General features: G+C 45.0%; 30 protein-coding genes, 2 tRNA genes and 1 pseudogene. 21 read left to right on the top strand and 12 right to left on the bottom strand.

The window, feature by feature from the left end; genetic code table 11:
• Positions 1-1,129 (bottom strand): annotated as a pseudogene (locus Q0C29_RS06485) (RNA-guided endonuclease InsQ/TnpB family protein); the annotation flags it as partial.
• Positions 1,130-1,263: 134 nt separating this feature from the next.
• Between Q0C29_RS06485 and Q0C29_RS06475 the strand changes: the two are divergent.
• On the top strand, positions 1,264-2,418 hold the full coding sequence (locus Q0C29_RS06475) for a radical SAM protein (RefSeq protein ID WP_291999844.1): 1,155 nt from the start codon (positions 1,264-1,266) through the stop codon (positions 2,416-2,418).
• Positions 2,419-2,518: 100 nt separating this feature from the next.
• Complete coding sequence (locus Q0C29_RS06470) at positions 2,519-4,372, top strand: (Fe-S)-binding protein (RefSeq protein ID WP_291999843.1); 1,854 nt, start codon at positions 2,519-2,521, stop codon at positions 4,370-4,372.
• On the opposite strand, the gene Q0C29_RS06465 is transcribed toward Q0C29_RS06470, so the two are convergent.
• Together Q0C29_RS06465 and Q0C29_RS06460 are read right to left on the bottom strand one after the other, a co-directional pair.
• Entirely contained in the window at positions 4,353-4,613 is a 261-nt protein-coding gene (locus tag Q0C29_RS06465; protein ID WP_291999842.1) for a MazG nucleotide pyrophosphohydrolase domain-containing protein, read from the bottom strand. The two genes, Q0C29_RS06470 and Q0C29_RS06465, sit on opposite strands and share 20 nt — an antisense overlap.
• A 104-nt stretch (positions 4,614-4,717) precedes the next feature.
• A tRNA-Ser gene (locus Q0C29_RS06460) sits at positions 4,718-4,806 on the bottom strand.
• A gap of 106 nt (positions 4,807-4,912) precedes the next feature.
• Here Q0C29_RS06460 and Q0C29_RS06455 point away from each other — a divergent pair.
• Complete coding sequence (locus Q0C29_RS06455; RefSeq protein ID WP_291999841.1) at positions 4,913-5,245, top strand: hypothetical protein; 333 nt, start codon at positions 4,913-4,915, stop codon at positions 5,243-5,245.
• A 29-nt stretch (positions 5,246-5,274) separates the two neighbouring features.
• Positions 5,275-6,327, top strand: a complete 1,053-nt coding sequence (locus Q0C29_RS06450; protein ID WP_291999840.1) for a glycosyltransferase — start codon at positions 5,275-5,277, stop codon at positions 6,325-6,327.
• A gap of 54 nt (positions 6,328-6,381) precedes the next feature.
• Here the strand turns inward: Q0C29_RS06450 and Q0C29_RS06445 are convergent, their stop codons facing one another.
• From Q0C29_RS06445 to Q0C29_RS06435, 3 genes are all read right to left on the bottom strand, one after another.
• A complete protein-coding gene (locus tag Q0C29_RS06445) occupies positions 6,382-7,014 on the bottom strand; it encodes a class I SAM-dependent methyltransferase (protein ID WP_291999839.1) in 633 nt (210 codons plus the stop codon).
• Positions 7,015-7,274: 260 nt separating this feature from the next.
• On the bottom strand, positions 7,275-8,021 hold the full coding sequence (locus tag Q0C29_RS06440) for an SDR family NAD(P)-dependent oxidoreductase (RefSeq protein WP_291999838.1): 747 nt from the start codon (positions 8,019-8,021) through the stop codon (positions 7,275-7,277).
• 170 nt (positions 8,022-8,191) lie between these two features.
• Positions 8,192-8,551 carry a DUF1874 domain-containing protein gene (locus tag Q0C29_RS06435; RefSeq protein WP_291999837.1) on the bottom strand — a complete coding sequence of 120 codons (360 nt, stop codon included), beginning with the start codon at positions 8,549-8,551 and terminating at the stop codon, positions 8,192-8,194.
• Positions 8,552-8,846: 295 nt separating this feature from the next.
• On the opposite strand from Q0C29_RS06435, the gene Q0C29_RS06430 reads away from it, so the two are divergent.
• The 13 genes from Q0C29_RS06430 to Q0C29_RS06370 all read left to right on the top strand — a co-directional run bounded on the left by Q0C29_RS06430 (position 8,847) and on the right by Q0C29_RS06370 (position 16,610).
• The gene (locus Q0C29_RS06430; RefSeq protein WP_291999836.1) at positions 8,847-9,611 is read left to right on the top strand and encodes a succinate dehydrogenase iron-sulfur subunit; all 765 of its coding nucleotides are present in this window, start codon (positions 8,847-8,849) and stop codon (positions 9,609-9,611) included.
• A 5-nt stretch (positions 9,612-9,616) separates the two neighbouring features.
• Positions 9,617-10,084 (top strand): succinate dehydrogenase, encoded by a 468-nt coding sequence (locus Q0C29_RS06425; protein ID WP_291999835.1) that lies wholly within the window; start codon positions 9,617-9,619, stop codon positions 10,082-10,084.
• 5 nt (positions 10,085-10,089) lie between these two features.
• Positions 10,090-10,440 carry a hypothetical protein gene (locus Q0C29_RS06420; RefSeq protein WP_291999834.1) on the top strand — a complete coding sequence of 117 codons (351 nt, stop codon included), beginning with the start codon at positions 10,090-10,092 and terminating at the stop codon, positions 10,438-10,440.
• A gap of 53 nt (positions 10,441-10,493) precedes the next feature.
• Positions 10,494-10,658 carry a hypothetical protein gene (locus tag Q0C29_RS06415; RefSeq protein WP_291999833.1) on the top strand — a complete coding sequence of 55 codons (165 nt, stop codon included), beginning with the start codon at positions 10,494-10,496 and terminating at the stop codon, positions 10,656-10,658.
• A gap of 146 nt (positions 10,659-10,804) precedes the next feature.
• Positions 10,805-11,293, top strand: coding sequence for a hypothetical protein (locus Q0C29_RS06410; RefSeq protein ID WP_291999832.1), 489 nt, complete (start codon positions 10,805-10,807; stop codon positions 11,291-11,293).
• 30 nt (positions 11,294-11,323) lie between these two features.
• Positions 11,324-12,157 carry a translation initiation factor IF-2 subunit alpha gene (locus Q0C29_RS06405; RefSeq protein ID WP_291999831.1) on the top strand — a complete coding sequence of 278 codons (834 nt, stop codon included), beginning with the start codon at positions 11,324-11,326 and terminating at the stop codon, positions 12,155-12,157.
• A gap of 11 nt (positions 12,158-12,168) precedes the next feature.
• Positions 12,169-12,399 (top strand): RNA-protein complex protein Nop10, encoded by a 231-nt coding sequence (locus Q0C29_RS06400; RefSeq protein WP_291999830.1) that lies wholly within the window; start codon positions 12,169-12,171, stop codon positions 12,397-12,399.
• A 26-nt stretch (positions 12,400-12,425) separates the two neighbouring features.
• The gene (locus Q0C29_RS06395) at positions 12,426-12,710 is read left to right on the top strand and encodes a 50S ribosomal protein L44e (RefSeq protein WP_291999829.1); all 285 of its coding nucleotides are present in this window, start codon (positions 12,426-12,428) and stop codon (positions 12,708-12,710) included.
• A gap of 10 nt (positions 12,711-12,720) precedes the next feature.
• Positions 12,721-13,218, top strand: coding sequence for a hypothetical protein (locus tag Q0C29_RS06390; RefSeq protein ID WP_291999828.1), 498 nt, complete (start codon positions 12,721-12,723; stop codon positions 13,216-13,218).
• 296 nt (positions 13,219-13,514) lie between these two features.
• Positions 13,515-14,924 carry a sulfatase gene (locus Q0C29_RS06385; RefSeq protein WP_291999827.1) on the top strand — a complete coding sequence of 470 codons (1,410 nt, stop codon included), beginning with the start codon at positions 13,515-13,517 and terminating at the stop codon, positions 14,922-14,924.
• Positions 14,925-14,990: 66 nt separating this feature from the next.
• Positions 14,991-16,148, top strand: coding sequence for a cystathionine gamma-synthase family protein (locus tag Q0C29_RS06380; protein WP_291999826.1), 1,158 nt, complete (start codon positions 14,991-14,993; stop codon positions 16,146-16,148).
• A gap of 48 nt (positions 16,149-16,196) precedes the next feature.
• A tRNA-Leu gene (locus tag Q0C29_RS06375) sits at positions 16,197-16,281 on the top strand.
• Positions 16,282-16,406: 125 nt separating this feature from the next.
• Positions 16,407-16,610 (top strand): hypothetical protein, encoded by a 204-nt coding sequence (locus Q0C29_RS06370; RefSeq protein WP_291999825.1) that lies wholly within the window; start codon positions 16,407-16,409, stop codon positions 16,608-16,610.
• 45 nt (positions 16,611-16,655) lie between these two features.
• Here the strand turns inward: Q0C29_RS06370 and Q0C29_RS06365 are convergent, their stop codons facing one another.
• Genes Q0C29_RS06365 through Q0C29_RS06345 form a run of 5 tightly spaced genes read right to left on the bottom strand, consistent with a single transcriptional unit; the run spans position 16,656 to position 21,506 of the window.
• Positions 16,656-17,195: a hypothetical protein gene (locus Q0C29_RS06365; RefSeq protein WP_291999824.1), complete on the bottom strand. Its 540-nt coding sequence runs from the start codon at positions 17,193-17,195 to the stop codon at positions 16,656-16,658.
• 22 nt (positions 17,196-17,217) lie between these two features.
• Positions 17,218-17,952: a hypothetical protein gene (locus Q0C29_RS06360; protein ID WP_291999823.1), complete on the bottom strand. Its 735-nt coding sequence runs from the start codon at positions 17,950-17,952 to the stop codon at positions 17,218-17,220.
• A 29-nt stretch (positions 17,953-17,981) separates the two neighbouring features.
• Positions 17,982-19,910, bottom strand: coding sequence for a DUF87 domain-containing protein (locus tag Q0C29_RS06355; protein ID WP_291999822.1), 1,929 nt, complete (start codon positions 19,908-19,910; stop codon positions 17,982-17,984).
• A gap of 51 nt (positions 19,911-19,961) precedes the next feature.
• Positions 19,962-20,642, bottom strand: a complete 681-nt coding sequence (locus Q0C29_RS06350; RefSeq protein ID WP_291999821.1) for a hypothetical protein — start codon at positions 20,640-20,642, stop codon at positions 19,962-19,964.
• Positions 20,643-20,681: 39 nt separating this feature from the next.
• Positions 20,682-21,506, bottom strand: a complete 825-nt coding sequence (locus tag Q0C29_RS06345; RefSeq protein WP_291999820.1) for an ATPase domain-containing protein — start codon at positions 21,504-21,506, stop codon at positions 20,682-20,684.
• Positions 21,507-21,566: 60 nt separating this feature from the next.
• Here Q0C29_RS06345 and Q0C29_RS06340 point away from each other — a divergent pair, with 60 nt between their 5' ends.
• The 3 genes from Q0C29_RS06340 (at position 21,567) to Q0C29_RS06330 (ending at position 23,313) form a co-directional block, all read left to right on the top strand.
• The gene (locus Q0C29_RS06340; protein WP_291999819.1) at positions 21,567-21,887 is read left to right on the top strand and encodes a hypothetical protein; all 321 of its coding nucleotides are present in this window, start codon (positions 21,567-21,569) and stop codon (positions 21,885-21,887) included.
• 222 nt (positions 21,888-22,109) lie between these two features.
• A complete protein-coding gene (locus Q0C29_RS06335) occupies positions 22,110-22,235 on the top strand; it encodes a hypothetical protein (RefSeq protein WP_291999818.1) in 126 nt (41 codons plus the stop codon).
• On the top strand, positions 22,222-23,313 hold the full coding sequence (locus Q0C29_RS06330; RefSeq protein ID WP_291999817.1) for a hypothetical protein: 1,092 nt from the start codon (positions 22,222-22,224) through the stop codon (positions 23,311-23,313). Before Q0C29_RS06335 ends, Q0C29_RS06330 begins: the two co-directional genes overlap by 14 nt.
• Positions 23,314-23,319: 6 nt before the next feature.
• Here Q0C29_RS06330 and Q0C29_RS06325 read toward each other — a convergent pair whose 3' ends face one another.
• A complete protein-coding gene (locus Q0C29_RS06325; protein ID WP_291999816.1) occupies positions 23,320-23,622 on the bottom strand; it encodes a hypothetical protein in 303 nt (100 codons plus the stop codon).
• 86 nt (positions 23,623-23,708) lie between these two features.
• Between Q0C29_RS06325 and Q0C29_RS06320 the strand changes: the two genes are divergently transcribed.
• A partial coding sequence (locus tag Q0C29_RS06320) for a hypothetical protein (RefSeq protein WP_291999815.1) occupies positions 23,709-23,888 on the top strand: 180 nt, incomplete at its 3' end.

Below are 23,888 nucleotides of genomic sequence, written 5' to 3'. Positions count from 1 at the left end.
TTCCACCCCGCGTGTTTAAGCAAATTTAGCGTAGCATTATAGTCCCTGTCCGCAGTCCAGCCGCATCTTGGGCATTTAAATACCCTATCCTTCAGTGTTAAGTCTTCCTTAACGAACCCGCATTTGGCGCAGGTTCTCGATGTGTTTCTCGGGTTAACCAACATCACTTTCTTCCCGTATTTCTCCATCTGGTATTTGATGGTCTCTCTCATTTCATAAAACGCCACGTCCAACAGTCTTTGCCTTAACTTTCTGTTAGACTTGCCTACGAGTTGCTTAACGTGCATATCCTCCATTACCACTACGTCGTAATTCTCCGCAAACCACTTACCCAACTTCATGTACGAGTCCCCCCTTAAATTCTTCAAGTACTCGTATGCTCTTGCCAAACGTATCTTAGCCTTGAACCAATTATGGGATGGAAACCTCTTCCTTGAAAGTTGCCTATGTAGTTTCCTTAGTTTTCTCAATGCCCCCTCATATGGCCTCAGGTTAGGGAAAAACTGCCCATCACTTGTAGTTAGAAGCTTCTCTACCCCAATATCAATAGCATTAACTTTACCAATCCTCGGTAGTTTAGGAAAATCATAATCCTCAACCATGAATGATATGTACAATCTTTCACTCCTCGTCAGCTTCACCACTACACGCTTGACCTTGTCAAGGGGGAAGTACCTGTGAATAATTACCTTGAACTCCCCTAGGTTTGACAACTTCAAAATGGCCAGTCTCTTCCTGTTCCTCCTACTCTTAGTCCTTATCTCCCTTATTTTCAATATTTTCCAACCATTCTGCGGATACACTAAACTGTAGTACTTGTGCAGCTTCCTCTCCCTGGGGAAACGTGATACCCCTCAAAAAAGCGCTGCCTAGCCTATGAAAACGGTCTGCAATCTGCTGCACCATCTGTGAGTACAACTGCTGGTACTGCTCATCTTGCTTCCTCAAGTCTAGGGCTAATTGCCTAAGCTCCGTTAGGGTTAGACCTTTCCCATCCCCTATGGTAAAAATATGCATCCACCCACCGTAGGGTATTGTACAACTCACACGCCAACTGCAATTAGGCTTTCAACGCCCTCAACACCGAAGGCTCCACATAAGCCCTAAACCTAAACCCCACGGTGGGCATTAAGGAAAAATGCGTGTTTTGGCTTTAAAACATTTCTACAAACGGGCCATCCATCCCCACCCTTAAGGGCGAGGTTCTCCACCCCCTTAAAACCCCCAACTTTTATAAATTAAGCATCCCCGTTAACTCCGCAAATGATACCTGTAAGCGTCATGGTTGCAGGCACGGGAACAGTGTCCGTTAAAATTAAGGGTAGATTTGGGGTTAGTCATCATAGTGACTTCTCAAGCCCAATTAGGCCGGTTGTCTCATGGAACATAACCAGGAGATGCAATTTAAAGTGCCTACACTGCTACATAAATGCTGGGAACCCTGACGAGAATGAGTTAACCACGGAGGAGGCGATTAATTTAATAGAGCAATTCAGTGAATTAAAGGTACCATTAATACTATTCACGGGGGGTGAACCATTAATGAGGGATGACTTGTTTAAACTAGCCCATTACGCTAGGGATAAGGGCATTAGGATTGCCTTATCCACCAATGGAACATTAATAACCAGGGAAACGGCCTCTAGGCTTGCTGAAGCCGGCTTCTCATACGTAGGTGTTTCACTGGATTCAATAAACAGTGAATTCCATGATGAATTTAGGGGTGTTAAGGGGGCCTTTGCTAAGGCTGTCCTCGGCATAAGGAACGCTATTGATGCGGGGTTGGATGTTGGTTTAAGGTTCACTTTAACCTCAATGAACATTAGTGAAGTACCATCATACATCGAATTCGCCATGTCGCTGGGCGTTAAGAGAATAACATTCTACCACCTGTCAGCATCAGGTAGGGCCCAACAGTTAAGTAGGGACTGGTGGTATAAGCCATCTCAATACGTTAAATTCATGGATGATTTAATAAAGTACGCCAAGGACTACTCAGGCAGGATTGAGATTGAGACAACCCTGGGTTCATTCGATGGAATATACATAGCGTTGAAAATGGCTAAGGACGAGGAGGAATTAGGTAATTACCTCAGTTTCGTGGAATCAACAGGGGGCTGTGGTAGGAAGATAATATCAATATACCCGAACGGTGACGTTTACCCATGCCAATTCATAGACTTCGTAAAGCTTGGGAATGTTAGGGAGAGGAAACTAGCTGAAATACTAAGTGAATCAAACCTAGACCTATTCATAAACACTGAGAAATACTTAAGGGGAGTGAAGTGCTCCACTTGTTCATTTAAGAAGTATTGTAAGGGTGGGGACAGGGCAAGGGCATACTACCTTACTGGTGATATTTACGGTGACGACCCTCTCTGTCCAATACCAAGTATAGTTAATAAGAACATTGAGTAGACGGCGCCACATCTTAAAGGGTGCTAGCTTCACTCCCTTCTAAAGTTGAATTACTTAAAAGGGCAACTGCTTAACTTGCTCATTATAAAGGGTGTTGCATGTGGCGTTGTTCAGGTTAATCCCCAGTAATGAAGTGATTGGCTACGTGCTTTACCTAGTTAACATACTGATAATACTCATCATTGTTTATAGGCTATACTCTGAAGCTAAACGCGGTGGCTTAGGTTTAAATGCAGCTAGGTTAATTAAATTCATTAGGTATGAAGCTTCAAGTTACCGTAAAGGTACAGTGCACTTAATGCACTTATCAATACTACTCGGTGTCTCATTATCAATAATATTCACGCTAATTTACCCACTGGTTTACGGAAACCAAATAGCCCACTACGTAATGTTCACCATATCACTACCACTACTCTTAGGCTTAATCATGGCGCTTGCCTGGAGACTTAAGGTTCTCGCTAGGTCATTCAGGGTTTACGGTGAGTTAAATATCGAGGAGACCGTGAAGCATAGGTCTATTGCACTTCAGTCAATACTAATAATTGTAATAACGTTAACAGCATCAACGCTTGCCTTATCCCTATTCACCAGTATTACCTACATTGAGGTTAAGTTAGCCTTATCCATTATTGATTACGCACTAATAGCAGCATACTATGTTAAACCTGAGGTTAACCTCTACCTAAACCTGGACTTAGACTTACCTAGCCTTAGAGAGGCCTTTAACCTTAAGGATGTGCTAGAGGGCAAGGTTGATGCGTCCCAGGTTAAAGCCGGTGCAGAGAAATTAAGCGACTTCACTGACTATGAGTTACGCAGTCTTGACGCATGTGTAGAGATTGGCGCATGTGAGGAGGCTTGCCCAGCAACATTAGTGGGTAGGCCACTATCCCCGAGGATGTTCATTAGGAAGCTTAAGTACATTAAGGATACTGAAGGCCTTAATGCTGACTTATTTAAAGTCATTATTGATGATGAGGCTTGGTCATGCACAACCTGCGGTGCATGCGTCTACAATTGCCCAATTGGGGTTAGGCACATTGACTTAATAATAGATGTGAGGAGGAGACTTGTTGAATTAAGTAGGCTTGACCAGAAGAAGTCAACTCTAATACTTAACATTACCCAGTACGGTAACTCAATGGGGGCTAGCAATTACGGTAGGCATGAGTGGTTGAGGGAATTGGGTGTTAAAACTGTTAAGGAGAATCCAAGCTTCAAGCACCTGCTCTGGGTTGGATGCATGGGTAGTTTTGACGCTAGGGCTAGGGAGATTGTTAAGGCATTTATAGGCATTATTAAGGCGGCTGGCTTAATTAACGATATTGCGGTGCTTGGTGATGAAGAAACCTGCTGCGGTGACCCATTAAGGAGGCTTGGGGATGAGGGTAGGTTCCAAGAGGTCGCTTTAAGTAACATTGAAGTTTTTAAAAAGTACGGCGTTAAGAGTATAGTGACAATATGTCCCCATGGCTACAACACCTTCATGAACGAGTACCCTAGGTTAGATGACTACATGAAGGGCGTGGTTGTTCAGCATCATACGCAATTCATAGCTGACTTAATTAAGAAGGGGCTTGTGAAGGTTAGGCAGACTGGGGAAGCATTAACTATTCACGACCCATGCTACCTAGCTAGGTACAGTAAGTCCACTAAGCCCCAAAGGATAATAGCCACTTCAGTGGGGGTGCTTAAGGAACCTAGGAACAGTGGTGAGGGTACATTCTGCTGCGGGGCAGGCGGGGCTAATTACTGGTATGATGTACCTGAGAAGACTAGGATAAGTGGTGTTAGGTTAAGCCAATTAACCGAAACCGGGGCTGGGACGATTGTCACAATGTGTCCATTTTGTAACGCAATGCTTAATGATGCTGCGAGGGTACGTGGATTCAAAGGTAGGATTATAGACATTAGTGAACTTGTTCAGGAATCTATGGGGGACTCCCACTAGTAACGTACTTGCGTTTAAAGGACTCCTCAACATCAATGTTAAGCAAATTAGCCACTGACAGTAACCAAGCAAACACGTCGGCTATCTCCTCCATCTTCGCCTCATCATCACCCTTCAACAGTGAATCAGCCAACTCCCCCACCTCCTCAACAAGCCACGTGAAGGTTTGATAAAGCCCCCTCCTGGAATCCTTCTCAAAGTAAATCCTCCTGATTAATTCCTGAGCCTCCCTAATCTCCATACGTCCACCAAGCACCACTATTATTTAACAATACTCACTTAGAATTCAACTATTGAAGCACCTCCATTGTCAATGCATGAGGGTAGGGGCATGAAGCACTTAACTGGCGCCGGGGCCGGGATTTGAACCCGGGCCCCCTTGCGGGGACGGGCTCTCAAGGCCCGCGCCTTGGACCAGGCTCGGCCACCCCGGCCCAAGTGCTGTCTGGTTTGGCAATTTTAAAAATTTACCTTAATAATGAAGCACCCTGGAGGGGGTGTTAATGATAATGCTTTTAAACCAGCATATTCGCGGATCCTGTGTCCCGTGGTTCGGAGCTTAACTTGAGTAAGGAGTGGTTTGTGTTAGCTGTGATTCTGGCTATTGTTTCTGTTATATTTATGTTCGGCTTATGGAACCTTGTTGCGCCTACTGGAATAAGCGTCTCCATTGTTAGGTCTGAGTGTGGGCCAACGTATGGTTATTCCGTGACAATATCCACCATAGCCACTGGGATGCTCGTATATTCGGCCTACAGGATCATTAGGTTAAATAGGGTTGATTCACTATCGCTACTACTATTACTTGTGGCCATGGTAATGTTCACTATTACTGCATACTCAGTTTACTCATTCTCATCAAGCATATGCTGACTCAATTATTCTACATAGGGTTATCCCTAGTGCTCATTCATGTTACAGTACCATTACTCTACTACTTCATTATTCTGACTTACGCCAGGAAACCATGGGTAATCGGCCCCGTTAACATTAATGAGGAGGAGTTACCTACTGTATCCATTATAATACCCACGTATAATGAGGAGGGCATGATAATTGGGAAACTGGATAATATTGTTGAGCAGGGTTACCCTCTAGGTAAGATTCAAGTAATAATATCGGATTCAAGTAATGATAATACTCAAGCCAAGGTTGAGGAATGGTTAAGTAACCATAGGGGAGTTAACTTAAATTACATTAAGGGCCCCAGGTTGGGTAAGGGGCATGCATTAAATAAGGCGTTGGAGTCAGCATTGGGTAGCATTATAGTTACGACTGATGCTGACTCACTGTGGGTTAAGGGATCATTACTTAACGCCGTTAAGTGGCTTGCTAATGAGCAAGTGGGTTTAGTCTCATGTATAAAAACACCTAGGGGTGGTGGGTTAACTGAGGACGCGTATAGGAGGCTTTACAACGCCTTAAGGGTTGGGGAGAGTAAGGTACATTCTTCAGTAGTTTTCCACGGTGAATTACTGGCCGTTAAGGGAAGCGTAATTAGGAGTATTGGAGGGTTCCCAACAGATATTGGTGCCGATGACTCCTACACCGGAGTTAAGGTTGCTTCAATGGGACTTAGGGCTATAATTCCACGGGATGTGGTGTGCGTTGAGTATGTTCCAAGTAATGGATACGGTAGGTGGAGGATTAGGAGGGCTCAACACCTACTGCAGAGTTTCATGAAGTCAATTAAGTTACCTAAACCAAGCAGTTATAGGCCAGTCTACTACACTGAGGCCTACATTCACCTAGTGAACCCATGGCTACTCCCCATTGGTGCAATCCTGCTACTAGCCTCAGGTAACCTATGGGCGTATGCGCTGGTTGCATTAGGTGTAGTTTTATTGGCTTGGCCATCCTTCAGGGCTTGGGTAACCCAGCAGTTCATACTGATGTACGCTATGGTTAGGAACCTGTGGACTAAGGAACTAGTGTGGGAGAAGATAAATAAATGACCCCTCCTAGGAGTGGGGATTTAAGCGTATTAAGGTAATGGGCTTTTAGGGGAATTAAGCCTTAAGCATCATTGCTAACCCACCGGCTTCACTACTTAATTCAAGTAAAGGCACCTTAACCTTCTTGGCGAACAATACTGCAGCATTACTGAACCTGTAGTTATCAATCAATATGACCCCACGCTCCATGAACCTCCAGACCGTTTCAAGCTCAAATAACACATTATCGTAACTATGGTCACTATCGTGTAGGAAGAATTGAAGACTACCCAATCGAGTCAACGTTTTCTCAAGCAGTTCCCTTGAACTACCTATTAGGAGTACCCACCTACCCTTTAGTTCTTCAGGAATAATGAAACCCACCGGCTTGTTTTCATCATAGTACCTACTCACTTCAATAGAGTAGAGGAAACCATCATTTAGCTCATTGAGGGCACTTAAGATAACCGTAGTAGATACGCCCGCCCCCACGCCCGTCTCTACGGCTATTTTAGGTTTGAGAAGTTTGATTAATACGTAGAGTATTGGTCTCTTCTCAGGTGATAATGTACCCCATAACCTCTTGCCCCTGAGTCTCATTCTTAGCAACTCATCAACATGACTGTAACCACTTATTGCATCAATTAATGTGCTACTGTTAATTTTAAACACGCTTAATAATGCGTTCATTGCTTTTTCATTCAGCATCTAATTCGATATCGAACCAGAGCTTTAAAAGGATTACACTGGTCATTGCTTCTATTCACCAGTAGCTTTAATTTGCGTAACTATTCGTCGTTTAATTGTTTCTATTCTTTAATGTAGTGTGGCTTATTAATCTTAATACTGTTAATTAAGGGGTAATGAGGCGAAGCGACTACCAGCTACAATGAAAGCTGAATTCTTATGGTTAAAGATGATAATAGTCTGCGTATTTTAACTTATTTCATGCGGCCTTAACTATTGATTTACCTAGCTGTTAAACCACCATCAACTAATGTATCTGTTCCCGTTATGAATGATGCTTTTTCACTGGCTAGAAAGTATATTACCTCAGCTATCTCCCTTGGAATAGCCACCCTACCTAACGCTTGATCCTGGTCTCTCCTTCTTCTAGTCTCATCATAGCTTAAGCCTAGTCTCTGCGCTTCAACATTAATATCTTTCCTCATCATTTCAGTATCAACATTACCTGGACTAATTGATACCACCCTTATGTTATATGGGGCTAGTTCCCATGCAAGTGCCCTTGTTAAGGCTATTATAGCCCCCTTAGTTGCACTATAGATTGAGTGCCATACTTGCCCAACATGCCCTGATATTGATGCTACATTAACTATCACGCCACTTTTGTTTCTCTTCATGATTGGGGCAACATGCTTTATCATTAAGAATGTTCCGCCGAGATTAATACTCACGACCCTCATGAATTCATCCCAAGTGATTTCCTCTATTGGTTTAACAAGCAGTACACCAGCATTATTCACTAACACGTCGATCTTACCGTACTTGTTAACCGTATAATTCACCGCATTCATGACTTCCTCCTCCCTTGATACATCACATTTAATGAAATCTACTGCAGACTTATCTACCTCACCCTCAATAACATCTAGCGCAACCACACTATAACCCTCCTCCGCGAAGAGTCTTGCAGTTGCATTACCAATTCCACGGGCAGCCCCAGTTACGATAACTACCTTTTTCATGCTCATACAGTGTCCCACTCCTTAAAGACTTCTTAATAATACTTGTTTAGTTATAAAATATGAAGGCTTAATGGTTTCCTATTAATTAAAGTAGCGTGAAATGTTTAATTAACTTGAAGCTAGGGTTCATGGGAAAAGGATTAAGTATTTTAATTTACATTGGGCGTTTAAGCGTATTAACATGGGTATGGGTCTATGAGAACCCTATATAATTTAATAACTCCCTTATCAATAAGCTTCAGTAGCTCATCAGGTTTATTCAACTGATTCTCATCCACTTGCCCATTAATGTGTAGTAGAATACCCATGCTTATATCATTCGCTATTAATTGACCACTGTTAATGGGTACATTAATGCCAAGCAGTGTTGAGAGTGCTTGAGCAGTATCCTGCCTTTCAACATAACTAACTACTTTCTTATTCTGCACCATGCTTTTAGCTTCATCTATGTTCATCGGATTCAGCCGTATTATGCCTCCGCAAGGCAGCATACATGATCCTAGCCCATTAAGGAGATATACCACGTTCTCAGACATAGTTTTACCCACCAGTAATGATGGTTAATTAATCCTTCCTGTTCATTAAATGATTAATCTTGTCGTAATGCGATTAAACGCACTTATTATTTGCCACAACATTTAACTGAAGTGCTTAAGGTCATGAGTATTGCTCCTTAATCAGTATTTTATTTAGCATGTTTTAATATGATTAGTTTAATGTATGAAAAGAGTTATGTATATAAAGTTCCATACATTACATAGTAGTATATTCAAATGTTAAGCAGTCGATAAGCTTTAAAAATCAGTTACTAATCCATACCTGATCAATTATATGTCCTCAGCTAAGGCCGACATTAAAGTTGAGATAAAGAGGAGGACTTTCACATTTAAAGTTAAGCGCTATGACCCTAAGACTGGTGGTTATAGGTTAAGTGAGTATAAGGTTGAAGTTACTAATAGGCAAACGGTTCTTGACGCATTACTTAAGATTAAGGCAACCCAGGATGCAACCTTAGCCGTTAGGTATAGTTGTAGGATGGGTACATGCGGTTCCTGTGCAATGATAATTAATGGTACTCCACGGTTAGCCTGCGAGACTAAGCCATTTGAATTAGGTACTGATGTAATAACAGTGGAGCCGTTAAGCAACCTTAAGCCCATTAAGGACCTTGTTACTGATATGGATGACTTCTTCGAGAAGCATAAGGCAGTGGATCCATGGTTAATTAGGAAGGATGAGAAGGAGCAGTTTGAGCAATTAGACACCTACTATCCTCAAACCGAGGAGCAATTATTGAATTACCTTGAATTCTCATACTGCATTAAGTGTGGTGCATGCTACGCCGCATGCCCCATGGTCTTCCTAAACAAGAATTACCTCGGGCCCCAGGCATTGGCGGCTGCATACAGGTGGAGTGCCGATAATAGGGATGAGGGTTACGTGCTTAGGCTTAAGATAGTTGATTCAGATAATGGAGTTTGGTCATGCCACTACAGTGGAACGTGCAGTAAGGTTTGCCCCAAGGGTGTTGACCCAGCGCTCGCAATAAACCTATTGAAGAAATCATTATTAACCGGTAAACCACCAGCCAGGTGACCTAAGTGGCTGAGAAACTATCCACTAAGAGGAATCCACCCAAATGGTCCCTATGGTTTAAGGGGCTTGATGAATGGTTACTAATATTCCAGAAGGTTAGTGGCGCCTTACTGGCATTATACTTAATAGGGCATACGTTAGTTATATCAACGGCACTAAACTTTGGTCATCCAACACCATTAACCTGGGAGAGGATTATAGGATTAATTGAGGGGCCTCAGGTAATAGGTAATGTACACTTCGGTGCAATAATAGAGTACCTTGTGGCGCTACTAGTGGCCATTCATGGAGCTAACGGTGTTAGGTTAATACTAATGCAGTACTTCGGATTGGGGTTACCTAAGCCTGAAAGGCGTACATACCCAATGGTACCGTCACCAATGAAGAAGCCTCAGGTAATCTACAAGTACTTAATCATAATCGTTGTGGTGATTTTCATAGCCTTAGCGTCATACGTAGCGTTCATAGGGTGATGGGCATGGTGGCTAAGTCAACCTTAATGAAGTGGCACTACATAACTGGGCTAATACTAGTCGTGGTTGTTGGTATACATTTAGCCTTCAGGTGGCCTAGTTACGAGGCGTCAATAGAGTGGGCTGGGCCCCATGGCGTCTATGAGCAATTAATGAATATAGGATACATGATTGCAATATTCATACTACTCTACGCCGCTACATACCATGCAATGAATGGGTTAAGGACACTACTACTTGAACTTCACCAAGGGAAGTACTGGAACATAGCCGTAGACGTAGTTATCATAATAGTCGGTGTCTTCATAGTGATTGTTGGTACAGTAGCCCTGGTGGGGGCTTTATTAACGGTTTAATCTTAAGTTAATTTTCAATAAAATTAATTTACTACCTGTGAACCAGGGTTTCTATGGTGCCAACCTTACTGAAGGAGCATTTGTATATTAAAATGGCCGTAGCCCTAATAGTCATGCTAGCCCCAATAGTAATCATGGATTATAGAGATGTTTTAGCGAAATGGTGGCTTAAGTTAAAGGAACGAGCAGGTAGGCGCAGGAATAGTAGGGTTAATTAACAGTCCCTACGCATGCACTTGCGGAGTAATTCAACAAGTGGAAAGGCTTATTAGGCCTAGTGCACTATGGGGATAGCCCCGCCCGGTAAACCCGCCCCTTTGCATCTGTTGGAAACCTTTATTACCGTGATCATTAATAATAAGTTATGGCCATCATTAACCTAACCCTTGGGTCACCTATTAACGTTCAGTGTGGTGATGGGCGAGAGTACTTAGTTGTGTTAATGCCTCAATTCATATTTAACTTAATTAATGAGGGTGAGTGCGTTAAGGCTATTATGCTTCCCAAGGGTCAAGCAGGGGAGCTCCATAATTACCCTGAATTAGTCTCATTCCTGGTTAAGAATAATGTGAGGCTTATAGTACCATTAAGCGAATTGAACAGTATTAGCGGATTACTGAGGCGTAGGTTAATTATAGTGCCTCATATTGATGATTCAAGGTTCATGAATAAGATAAGTGAATTAGAGCGTGCATCAATAGTGGCTAACGCCGCATTACTGCTCAGTAATCCACCTAGGCTTAGGGAAATCTTCATACACCTACTCCCCCCTAAATTAAGGAGGGGGTTTAACTTAACTTACAGTTCACCAACGCTTAAAGCCGACTTAATCTACATGGTTTATTACCCTTAGTTTTTTAAATAGGCTATTGTTGAGCTGCATATGAGTAGTGCTGGTAAAAAGAGCGCTCAGATACCCATGGTTAGGTTATATAGGAGGCAGTACCCTGAAGTTGGTGAGTTGGTGGTTGGTACTGTTAAGAGTATTGAGGAGCATGGAGCCTACATAACCCTTGATGAGTATGGGGGAGTGGAGGCTTACGTACCAATTAATGAGGTTCTTCAATCCTGGTTCAGGAACATTAGGGATTACTTGAAGGTGGGGTCTAAGGCGGTCTTCAAGGTTATAAGGGTTGACCCAAGAAGGGGCTTAATAGACTTATCATTAAGGAGGGTTAGGGATGAGGAGAGGGAGAGGAAGTTCAATACGTGGAAGAGGAACCTAAAGGCTATTAAGCTAATGGAGATAATAGCCCAGAAGATGGGTGTAAGCGTGGGTAAGCTAATGGAGGAGGCTGGGTGGAGCATCATGGAGTACTACGGTGACTTATACTCAGCCTTTGAGGATGCGGCTAAGGGTAATGTTGACCCCCTCGTTAAGTTGGGTATTAGGAGGGAGTTAATTGATGAGATAGTTAAGGTGGCTAATGAGAGGATTGAAAGACCTAAGGTAACGATAGTGGGTGTGTTAAGGATGATAAACCTAAGGCCCAATGGAATTGAGTACATTAGGAAAATCCTCGATAACGCAGTTGAGGAAGCTAGGAAACTGGGCGTTGAGGCTAAAATATACGTCATAGGTCCACCAAGGTACAGGATTGAGGTTACTGGGAATAATCCAAGGCATGTTGAGGAGGCCTTCGAGAAGATAAGTAGCCTACTCATTAATGAAGCTAAGGCTAATGGCGGTGAGGCCTCAGTCTCAAGGAGCCAGTGAAGGGGTTAATAATGGTTAGGTCAGTGATCATGAAGTGCACCAGGTGCGGTAGGTACACTTTAAGGAAGGATAAGTGCCCCTACTGCGGTGGTCAATTAACAACCCCCCACCCACCCAAGTACTCGCCGGATGATAGAATGTGGAGGTATAGGCTTATGCTTAAAGTGGCCCTAGGCCAATTAAACGTAAGTGAGGAAACCAGGAGGAGGATTCTTGAATCATTAGGCCCTGGAAAAGTTTAAAATGGCCTGTGAACCCACCTATTAGCATGAAGATACCTAGAGTCATTAGGACGTATTGCCCAAGATGCAAGACGTACACGGAGCATACGGTTACACAATACACTACAGGTAAGAGGAGGACCCTCTCAGAGGGTCAGAGGAGGTATGAGAGGAAGTTACTGGGTTATGGTTCATCAAGGAAGCCTAAGCAGAAGACGTTCTATAAGGTTACCAAGAAGGTTACCCTTAAGTTAACCTGCAGGCAATGCGGTTACGTGATGCATAGGACTATTGGTAGGCTTAGGAAGGTTGAATTAGTGGAGGTTCGTTAAGGGTCCTTTTATGGCTCAGCAGAGGCTAATCATACTGAGGTGGTATGGGTCCCTTAGGCTCTACCTCCTATTATCAACGCTACTTGCCTTAGTGGGCTCATACATGCTTGGTTACTCACTGGTACTACCCAGTAGTTACTTATCAATGCTTAGTAGTGAAGCAGCGGCTGCAGCATCAATGCCATTCCTAATCAGGTTAATAAACGGTTTAATTGCATTAGTGATAGCTTACATACCCTACGCCGGCATTGGATGGATGTCCTACAACATGATTAGTGTAGGTGAATTAGGCCTAGTTCACCCACTTCAATCCGTGGTTCAAATGTTCTACCTATTGATATTGACAGTGTTCCCCATGGTTGATGGAACATTGCTAACCACGGTACTGCTCGTAAGCAGGTTAAGTAAGATTCAATTACCCACCAACTTCATGAGACCAGTACTAATTCAATACTCAATATCAATAGGTGTTTCATTAGTATTATTCCTAATACTGATTTCCCTATGATAAACCAAGGTAAAGTTTAATTAACTCTATATCAACTACCGTAGATGTGGATATTTAACATACTAAGAAATTTAACAACACTCCATTGGTGAATCCTATACCTAAGCTGATTACCCTTACTTCCTTAGCCTTATAAGGGAACTCACTTACTGCAACTTTAGCATTAAACTCCCTAACAAGTTCAGTAACCCTTTAATAGTCTTCCTCAAAAACCAAGCCTAGCTAAGTATAGAACAACTAAAGCACGTCTAAGGTAGGGATCATGTTTATTAAACACACTCTGAGGTTTAGCATTTATGACTGTGCCTGATTTGAATGTTGTGGTTGTTGTTTTGGATAGTCTTAGGCAGGATCACGTTGGCTTCTATAGGGGGCTTTACGGTTGGCCTAGGGTTTTTGATAATGTCCCTCCACCTGATACTCCTAACCTTGATAGGTTGGCTTCCGAGAGCGTGGTCTTCACTAACGCTTACCCATCTGGTTTACCCACTATTCCTGTTAGGGAGGAGTTGTTGACTGGTCAGTTCACGCTACCATACCACCCATGGTCACCAATGCACCCAGACTCATACACGATGCCCGAGCTCCTTAGGGGTTTAGGGTACTTTACTGGCTTAATCTCGGACACGTACCACTTGTTTAAGCCTAGTATGAATTACACTAAGGGCTTCAACACTTGGTTCTTCATTAGGGGTCAGGAGTATGATACTTACGGTATTCCACCACCGGTTAATAGGCGTGTTGAGGATTACGTGACTAAGGACTACTACAGCAACTATGTTGGTTCTAGAAGCTATGCTGAGCTTGTGGCCCAATTCCTAGCTAACATTGATGATTGGAGGAGTGAGGGTGATTGGTTCGCGGCTAGGGTGTTTAACACTGCGGTTAATTGGGTTAGGGATGCCTATAGGAGGACTGGTAGGTTCATGCTTTGGGTGGATAGCTTTGACCCACATGAACCATGGTTCCCACCACCAAGGTTTGACAAGTACACTGACCCCAGTTACAAGGGGCCTAGGTTAATAATGCCCATGGGTGGTGATGCCGGTAAGTGGTATAGCCAAGGGCAGATTAACTACATTAGGGGTCTCTACGCCGGTGAAGTATCCTACGTTGACCACTACTTCGGTGAATTCTACAATGCCTTGAGGGATCTTGGCCTACTTGAACAGTCAATAATAATACTCCTAGCTGACCACGGGCATCCATTGGCTGATCACGGTAAGTTCCTTAAGGGTGGGGATAGGCTATACAGTGAGCTACTTAAGGTCCCATTCATGGTTAGGCTACCTAACGGTAGGCACCTTGTTACTGACGCCATTGTGCAATTCCCAGACGTACTACCAACATTAATTGAACTCCTAGGTCTACCTGAAACCTACACTTACCCACTTGCCGGTAGGAGTTTCGCAAGCATTCTAAACGGCTCGGCTAGTAGGCATAGGGCATACGCAATAATGGGGTATCATGAGGCTGTGGATAGGTGTATTAGGGATGGTGAATGGAGCCTAATCTACAGGCCTGACGGCAACCATGAATTATACAACCTAACCAAGGACCCAAGGGAGAGGGCTAACCTAGCCGGTGAAATGCCAGATAAGGTTAATGAAATGCTGAGTAAACTGGCATTATGGTTCATGAATAGGAGCAGGCCAGTTAGGCAGGTTCAGGCAAAGTATGAACTAGGGGGAACTGGGAAGGCTTAAGTTAAGGCATTAGTGATCTGGTCCTTGGGTGAAGTATTTTTATAAAGGCCCTTTAAGGGTTAAGTAATGGGTAAGGCAACTGATTCAATTCATGGGCATGACCATGTTGATGAGTATGGATCAGTAGTACCACCAATATACTTGTCAACACCCTTCAGGCAAATCATTGAAGCTAATTTATCAGATAGGGGGTTTGACTTAAAGTACTCCAGGGAAGAGAACCCAACCGTCAGGTACCTTGAACGCATATTGGCTAAGCTTGAGGATGGTGTTGATGCATTAGCCACTAATAATGGTATGGCTGCGGTTTCCACAGCCTTAATAAGCATACTTAAGTCTGGTTCAAGGCTAATCCTCCCCGCTGAAATATACGGAACAACACTGGGCTTAGCCTTAAACATTGATAAATTCGGTGTAAGAACAATAGTCACCATGCCCGAGACTGAGGATTTAGCTGAGGCCATTAAATCAGCCCCCAATTCAATCATAGTGATTGAGACCTTAACTAACCCAATGCTAAGGGTTATTGATGTGGATTACTTAGTCAAGGTGTCTAAGGATAATGACTCACTGCTAATTGTTGACAACACCATGGCTACGCCAATACTCTATAGGCCAATTGAACATGGGGTCAGTGTAGTGATCCACAGCGCCACTAAGTACATTTCAGGGCATAACGATATACTGGCTGGAGCCATAGTAGCTAATAATACTAGTGTGATTGAGGAAATGTGGCAGTGGAGGAGGAGGCTGGGTACAATAATACAGCCCCTTGACGCCTACCTAGTGTTAAGGGGGATTAAGACAATGGACCTAAGGGTTAAGAAGCATTGTGATAATGCAATGGCCATTGCTGATTACTTAAGTAATCACTCTAAGATTAAGGAGGTTTATTACCCAGGCCTAAAGCAAAGTCCATATCACGGGTTAGCCTCAAGAATGTTCAATGGACTATACGGTGGAATAGTGTCATTCAAGGTGAAGGGGGGTAAGGAGGAGGTTCGTGCCTTCCTTAATTCACTGAAAATCATTAAACCAGCCCCAAGCTTTGGTGGACCAGAATCATTAATAATGTACCCAATAACCAGTGCGGCACAACCAATACCTGAGGAGTATAAAGCTAAACTGGGTATCGATGAAAGCCTACTCAGGCTATCAGTTGGGTTAGAGGACGTGGAGGATATAGTAAATGACTTAGATAACGCACTTAAGCAGATACCGTAAGTGCTAATTAAGAAAAAGCTTAAAAACAATGAAGCAAACAAGGCAAAGGCGGGGGTGCCCGAGCATGGTCAAAGGGGGCGGGTTCAGGTCCCGTTGGCGTAGGCCTGCGTGGGTTCAAATCCCACCCCCCGCATCAGTTTTCTCATTGGTTTACCATTATCGTTCTATTTCTAGGAATTGACTATGCATGATTTTATGATTCACCATGCAATATCCCTATTAGAGATCACTAATTAAGTACTGTACTGGTGGGTTTGTATGGAGGATGTGCTTAAACTCATGTTAAGGAACCTGGAGGGTGGGCTGGTACTGAGGGGTAGGGGTGTGTCTAAGATTGGTTCAAGGCAATACTCAGTAATACTACCCATTGATTACAATGAACTCTGGGAACACTTGAGGAGTAAGGGCTACAGCCTAACCATAATACTAATCCTAGAGAAGAAAACCAATCAAGGTGTTTAACACCCACCCCTTCACGGCTTGAGCCGTCTGCTTTACTGGGTTTATTTAGATTAAGGCTTCTGCCCCATGGTACTTAACGTGGTAGTGCTTGGGGTATAGGGCAGTGTATACTCTAATTCCCCCACTCCAAAGCCTAATAGCCTCAACACTAAGGATGATGCTGCTCCTCCTGGAGGGTAGTATGCTGTGTTGGTTAAGCACTTGAAGAACAGTCTCCCTTAGGGTATCACCAACCCCAAGCCCATGACCCCTAACCCTAACTCTAACCCTCCTCAACCTAGGCTCACCCCCACTCCCTAGGATTAGCCTTGGGACGTAGTGTAGGATTGGGGATCTAATGTCGTAAACGTATGTGCCGTCTAGGTTAACCTCATGGTTAAAGGGCCTGGCGAGGAGGATTGGGTACATTGGGAGTACTCCAATACGCCATGATTCAAGGAGGCCAATGAGGGTTGATTCACCACCCCTAACCACAACTAATCCACCATGCCTAGTATCCTCAATCCTAACCCCAACCACACCCCTCAAGGCTGCTGAAAGCCTCAGCCTCCCATCCCTAGCCAGGGAGAGTATTAAACCCTTCACCACCATTATGGTTAACGCTACGTTAATTAGGCTTAAGATAACCCTCAGTCAAATACCTCCCCCAAACTGGGCATAATGGAGCCCACCTGCATGGGCACTTCCCCTGAATAATCATGCCTGGCCCATTACTGCCCCATGAGTCTAGGACACGCCTCACGCTGGCTAAGTAGCCTAAGCCCCCGTTAATAATACTGTTTAAGTCACGGGTTGAGTAAGGTATGGTTGCGTTAATTGTTATTAACCAGGCCTTAACAATGTTGAATTCATCCTTAAGGAGATGCCAGTATAAGGCTAACTGAGCCTCATGACTACGCCTCAGTTTACCCGCCTCAACCTCAATTAAGTGCCACTCACCCCCAATGCCTAGGAGTATGTCTGGTTCAAGGACTACCCTCAACTCAAGGCCACTGTACTTAATAATCCTACTTAACCTAAAACTAACCCTAGTAACCCAGCCTTTATTCCACTCCCCAACAACCCCACTGTAGGCTTCATGAATCACGTTACTGAGGGCAATACTCCTCAAGTCACTGGGCCTCCTAACGATGACGCCACCATGCCTAATCCTTAATGCACTGGCCACTGGGCACTCATCATTAATCATGCTTGGGTTAATTAAATCACCCTGCTGTTCATCCTTAAGGATGAATACCCCATTACCCACGTACTTAAGCCTAGTTAACAATTCCTCAACCTCACCATTAATGCTAACTCCATGGGCAATAGCCTTAACCGGCTTAAGAATGGGCTCAGGCATGTTGGTTAAGTAAACCCAGGTTAATTAGCCTACATTAGTGCGCTTGGCTCAAGCCTAATGTAGGCGTGCCTTGGTGTTGGCGGCGCGTACAGTATCCCCATTGCCCACTCCCCACCAAGTAGCCTTGGTGGAATATCCAGCCTAAGCCAATCGTAGTCAGCCTGGCTTAAACCAAAGTGCTGCCTAACCTCATCAATGTAGGCGTCTGGGCCGGCTAGGATTATTGAGAAGCCGAGGTTCTGTAATGCCCCTGGTGGTGCGTCACGGATGCTTTGGGTAATGAACCATAGGGATAGGCCACGCTTCCTCCCAGCCCTAATGAGGCTCCAAACAGCCCTGGAGCCAAGTATTAGGTAAGCCTCATCAGCAATAATAACCTGCCTAACCAACTCCCCCTCACTACGCCTATTTAAGTAGGCGTTAAAGACCTCCCCAACCAGCGCCTGCATCATTAGGCTAATTAACCTATCCTCCTGCCTAAGCCTAGAGTAATTAATAATGACCCTACCGTTAAGCATGCCCTCGAGGCTAATTATACTGCCCGGCGCCATACCCCTAATCATCCTCCAGTACCTAGAGTACCTTGAGTTAGCGGTAAGCCAATCAAGGGCATTAATTAAACCCGGGTACTCACCCTCATAGAGGCTTAGGATGGCCTCATCCTCAGCATTGAATGAGTGCTTGAAGGAATCGTAAATGTAATTAGCCTTAACGTAGGGTGACTCGTTAAATGGGGCTAGGTAGTCAATGTAGGCTTCATCAGCGTTAACGCAGTGCCAATCCTTAAACACCCTGCAGTACTCACCCTCAGGGTCTAGGATTAGGTAGTTTAATTGAGGCATCCTCATGATTAGGCTCATCGTGGTCTTAGTCTTACCGCGGCCGCTTGGCCCAATAACAACCCCATGAGCATTACCTAGGGCGTCTAGGTCAAGGGTTATTGGGTTACTGAACCTATCCACGCCAACCTCCACAATAGCCCTACTTAACCCCGACTCCAACGCCTGCCCCTGGAATACTGGAATGTACTGGGCATCATTAGTGAGTAGTGTAATGTTGGGTTCACTCAAGTGGTTCAACGCCCTACCCACCCTACTTGCAGGTAACTTAACGTCACCAATTATGAGTGCCCTAAAGCCCAACTCCCCATTATTAAGCCTATCCAGGACTATGCGCCACTGCTCAGCCTCCTGCTCAAACCTACCCCTAACCCTGGTTACGGCTAATTCCCTATAGCGATTATACTCCTCAGTGGCAATAGCCCTGAATCCCGGATTAGGCTTAAGGATTAGGATGAAGTCCCTCCCAGCGTTACCCATGGCTATGGCCAACCTATCGCCTGAATCAAGCCTAGTGAACGCTACACCGCTTGAGGCAACACCAATGCCTGGGTGTTGGTTAAGGTTTAGGCTGAAGTGCCTTGAGTGTAGGATTACGGCCACGGTAATGATTACGATTGTCGGGAGGTTGAGGGGCCACTTAATGAGTAAGCCAACTAGGCTGAACCAGGCTAGGTTAATGGGGTTAAACCTGGTTATTAAGCCAACAACCTGATTAGGCTTAACCTGCCTCAGTATGAAGAATTGCCTAAGCACCAACTCATCCCTCGAATCCTCAGGAACCCTAATGTACAGCTTATTGTTAAGCCTATAGAAGCCAACCTCCCCACTTAACCTATTAAGCATGTTGGATAACGCCACCAGGGCCTTCTCATGGCTTGTTGATAAGTCAATGAGTGGCTCAGCCTCGTAGAATAAGTATGATTCACCATTAGTAATGAGCCTACCACCCCTCACCTCACTCCTCGGTGCAACCCTACCACCGTAAATTAGGAGGCTGAGCCAATGGAACCAATCCCTGGTTAGTAGGCTCACAACCCATAGTAGTGGGCTTAAAGGCGGGTAGGCTACGCTGGCTATTAGGCTCACCATGAAGACTAACGCAAGCCTCCTATCCACTTGGGTTATGCTTAACACTCCTAATTAGTGATCATGACTCGTTAAGGGGTCTTAGACCCCCTCATCCACTGTAACGTTATCCTCCAGGAACCTTAAAACATCCCTAATAATCATCCTCAGGTTCATGAATGATGACTTCCTGAAGGGCTCACTATCATTAACCCCAATTAAAGTTAAGGCATCCTCAAGGTACTCCGCGAAGCCTGGGTCTAGGGATGCGGCAAGCAGGAGTAGTGTTAAGCCCCCTGCAGCGTCGGAGGCGTCACCATGCTTCACAATCCCTGGGAACCTCCTGAGGGCTATGAATGATTCACCGTCACTACGCATAATCCTGAATCCAGCCCCAGTGGTTAACCATAGTGCCGTAGCGGGCTTAGCGTACTCCTCAAGCCTACTGAAGTCTATTAGGATGCTGCCTCCACCATTGTTGAGAGTGTAGTTAACCTCAATGACACTGTGATTCTTCCTAATCCTACCACCAAGTAACCTAACCCCCTCTTTAAGACCCATGAGGCTTAGGAGGATTCCCCTAGTCCTAATACTGTAGGTTAAGGCGTATGTTTCGAAGGGTTCACTGGATTGCACTGGCGTTAGGCCTGGGGTTAATGAACCAATTACTGATTCACCACTAACCCTAACCACCACTGGTTTAGTTGAGAAGGCGTGGAGGGCTTCACTATACTTGATTCCAAGTTGATTAAGGGCATCCTTCACCACACCAGTGAGGGGCATTAGCCAGTTGACTAAGTTAGGTTAATTAGAATCCACGGGCTAAGGCCCCTGGTTAACCTCCCCTAGGCTTGGTTCAAGGGGTATAATACCCTTCTCAGTAATGTTGAACCTCACGGCCTTACTGTAATGGTTAGTTAACCTCATCTTCTTGATGATTAGCCACCTCCTAACCTCCTTAACGGCCTCCACGTCATCCATCCACATGTGTATTATGCCGTCAGCCACATGCTCAAGCCCAAAGCCGAAGCTCATTGCGGTCGTGGGCGCGTACTGGCTAGTCATGATGACTGTTAGGTTAGGCCCATATAGGCTTTGCCTAAGCCCATAACTCAATGCCCTAGCCAATGCTGGCTTATCAGCCCAGAAGGCAGTCATTGAGTCAACAATGACCAGTACCTCACCCGTAATCCTACCATTCCCCTCAAGGAGTCCTAACTCCTCAAGGGCCCTTGATACGGCGCTCTTCAGGACCTCAATACTCAACGCCCTAGATGGCTTACGGCCCCCCTCCCCCCTTATTAATTCACGGTACTGCCTGTATAGGGAGAATAGGTCAATGACTATCATGTTTGATTCCCCTGCATTAGCCTTACCCGTGAGGATATCGTGGAGGCTTACCGCATTACCGAGGTCCAACCCAAATAACCCAGCCTGCCTAACCACGTCGCGGAAGCTTGACTCAGTGGTTACGTAGATGATGGGCATGGTCTTAAGGTTACCCCCAGCAATGAGTATTGTTAAAACACTCTTACCCACACCAGGCCCCCCAGTGATCACTGTCCAAGTACCCTTAGGTAACCCACCGTTAAGCATCTTATCAAGCCAATCAACCGTACGCACCCTAGCCACAGGCGCAGTGGCCATGGATTAAAACCTAAGGCACCCTAATTAGGGTTAGTGGGGTTAACCCAGTAATGCCCCTCCATGGTTAAGTTAAGTGAAGCCTTCGCCGCAGTCCTCCTACACAAGTTGAGGAGTGGTAAGGGTACTGTGGTTACGTTGAGGCCTATGGAGGTCATTAAGTTGGCTAATGACTTAGGCTACTGCATTGAGTTGAATCCAACCTACGCCACCGTAATGAGGCACCTACTTGAATTACTGAGGAGGCACTACCCAGCGGAGGTTACGGTGGGGAGGAGGGTAATCTACACCTTCAACGTGGGTGAGTTAAGGGAACTCAGTGGCTTAACACCAAGGGAGTTGGCTAGGCTACTAATAATGATGGAGAGGGTAACCCCGGCTTAGCCGGGGGTGTTACGCACTAATCCTTAACCCCACGCTAATGTGGGTTCAGCATGGGGTTCAGCAGGGTCACCAGCATGAGGATGCGCATGAAGCCAGCGGTAGTCATGCCGGATGCCCTGCGGTAACCCCAGCGGAGCACGTTAACCGGGTTCATTAACCAGCGGCGTACCCCTCTTAATCGCGTTGAGGTAGCCTAATTAGCGCCATGCCGCTGCCTTACCCATGGGTAAGAGTGTTGGTTTAAGGGAGGCTATGGAGCTTGAGTGGAGGAGGATTAACTGTATTGCGACTGGGAAGTGTGGGGGGAGGATGTATTGGAAGTTTAGTGGGGTTTATGAGGCTTGGTGAATGGTTGGATATGGCTATTGAGGATGAGGATCACGTACTGGTTGTGGGTAGGCCTGGTGTTGGTAAGACTACCTTAATTAGGTTAGCCTTCAGTGAGAGGCGTGATTACCCGGCATTATTCATTGATTACGTTGGGAGTTATGAAAGGTACTCAGACTACTATGGCCCGTACCCAATTAACCCTCTTGAATTCATTAACCCCCATGACTTCGTGGATGCCTTAGCTAGGACCATTAACGTGGTTTACGGTATTGAGAACGCCATGTCGCCGGCAATGGAGGAGGTTATTTTAACTGCCCTTGAGAACCTTGGTGAGTTAACTAACCCGCTTGACGCCTTAACATGGCTCTACACGGAGGGTCCTAGGTTTTTCCACTCAACTGATGAGGCTAATGCATTGAGGGGTGCTAGGAGGAGGCTTAACGTGCTTTTGAATAACCTACTCTTCGCCAGGGTGACTCACCCAGTCCTTGGGAGTTGGCTTAACGGTGGGTTAAAGGCCCAGGTGGGTGTTAGGCTTAGGGATGTTGGCCTCCACCCAGCAATAATGTACGTTACCCTACTCTTAACCATCCTAGCTAGGTATGGTTCCAGCCCCAATTACTGGCGCTTCATAGTCATTGATGAGGCCCAGTACTTCACCCAGGGCGGTGGCATTAGCCCACTTGAGGAGGCTGTTAGGGTGGGTAGGAATTATAGGGTTCTTTTCATTGCGGTGACTCAGAATCCTAGGGCTATTCCTGAGAGGCTTCTCGACGTGTTTAAGGTTATTGTTGATTTTAATAAGTCTAGTACGCCGAGGAGGGGTAGGGTTACCGCATACCCCACTACCCCTAAGTGGGCTGGTTTAGTGAATCCTAGGTCACCCATTGATATGCCTGTTTATGAGGATTGGCTTGAGGTTGACCCAAACGCCTTAAGTAGCCTTAAGCGTAATAATGTTAATTGGGTTGACTGCCTTAATGAATGCGGCGTGGATTTAAGCATTAGGAATCAGGTTGTTAGGGGTAGTGTGGTGAGGGATTTAGCAGGCTTATCATCATGCGTCTGGGACTGCCTAGCAAACCACAGTGAGTAATAATGATTAACCCCTCAGTGCAGTGGTGTTCGTTATTGTTACTGTCACTGTCCTCACTACCGTTAATGCGGCTTCTGGGCAGTCGGAGTAGGTCCTATTACCGTACTGGTAGATTAGGCATGGTGGGCAATCGTAAAGCCCAGGGATTATTGGCTTGAGGCCTATACTGCAGTAGGGTGCGTTGAAACTCCTCAACTGGTTAGCTGCACCTATGCTTGATACTGGGGTAATTAACCTTAACCCAACAATAATCCCCAATAACACAACCACACCCACAACCAAAACCACCACTAAACCATCAACACCCATAAGCCACAAACCCAAAACCAATTAATTAGCATTTCACCACTAAACCAACCAGTGAGGATAATGCTGAAACTTCACCATTAGGCATCATGACTAGTTCAGTAAGCATGAGCAGTATTAACATAGTTAAATCATTCAACAAATCCCACCTATTCAGGGTAGTTAAGGTTACCGGTGAATTAAGCCTACTAAGGCAATTAAGCGTCCTCGGCGTGAAGATGATGTTACCCAATGCCACGAGCATTGGTTATAGGCAATTAACCATTAGT

This window comes from Caldivirga sp. (assembly GCF_023256255.1).
Taxonomy (GTDB): domain Archaea; phylum Thermoproteota; class Thermoprotei; order Thermoproteales; family Thermocladiaceae; genus Caldivirga.
This window is presented reverse-complemented; position numbering and strand designations above follow the sequence as displayed.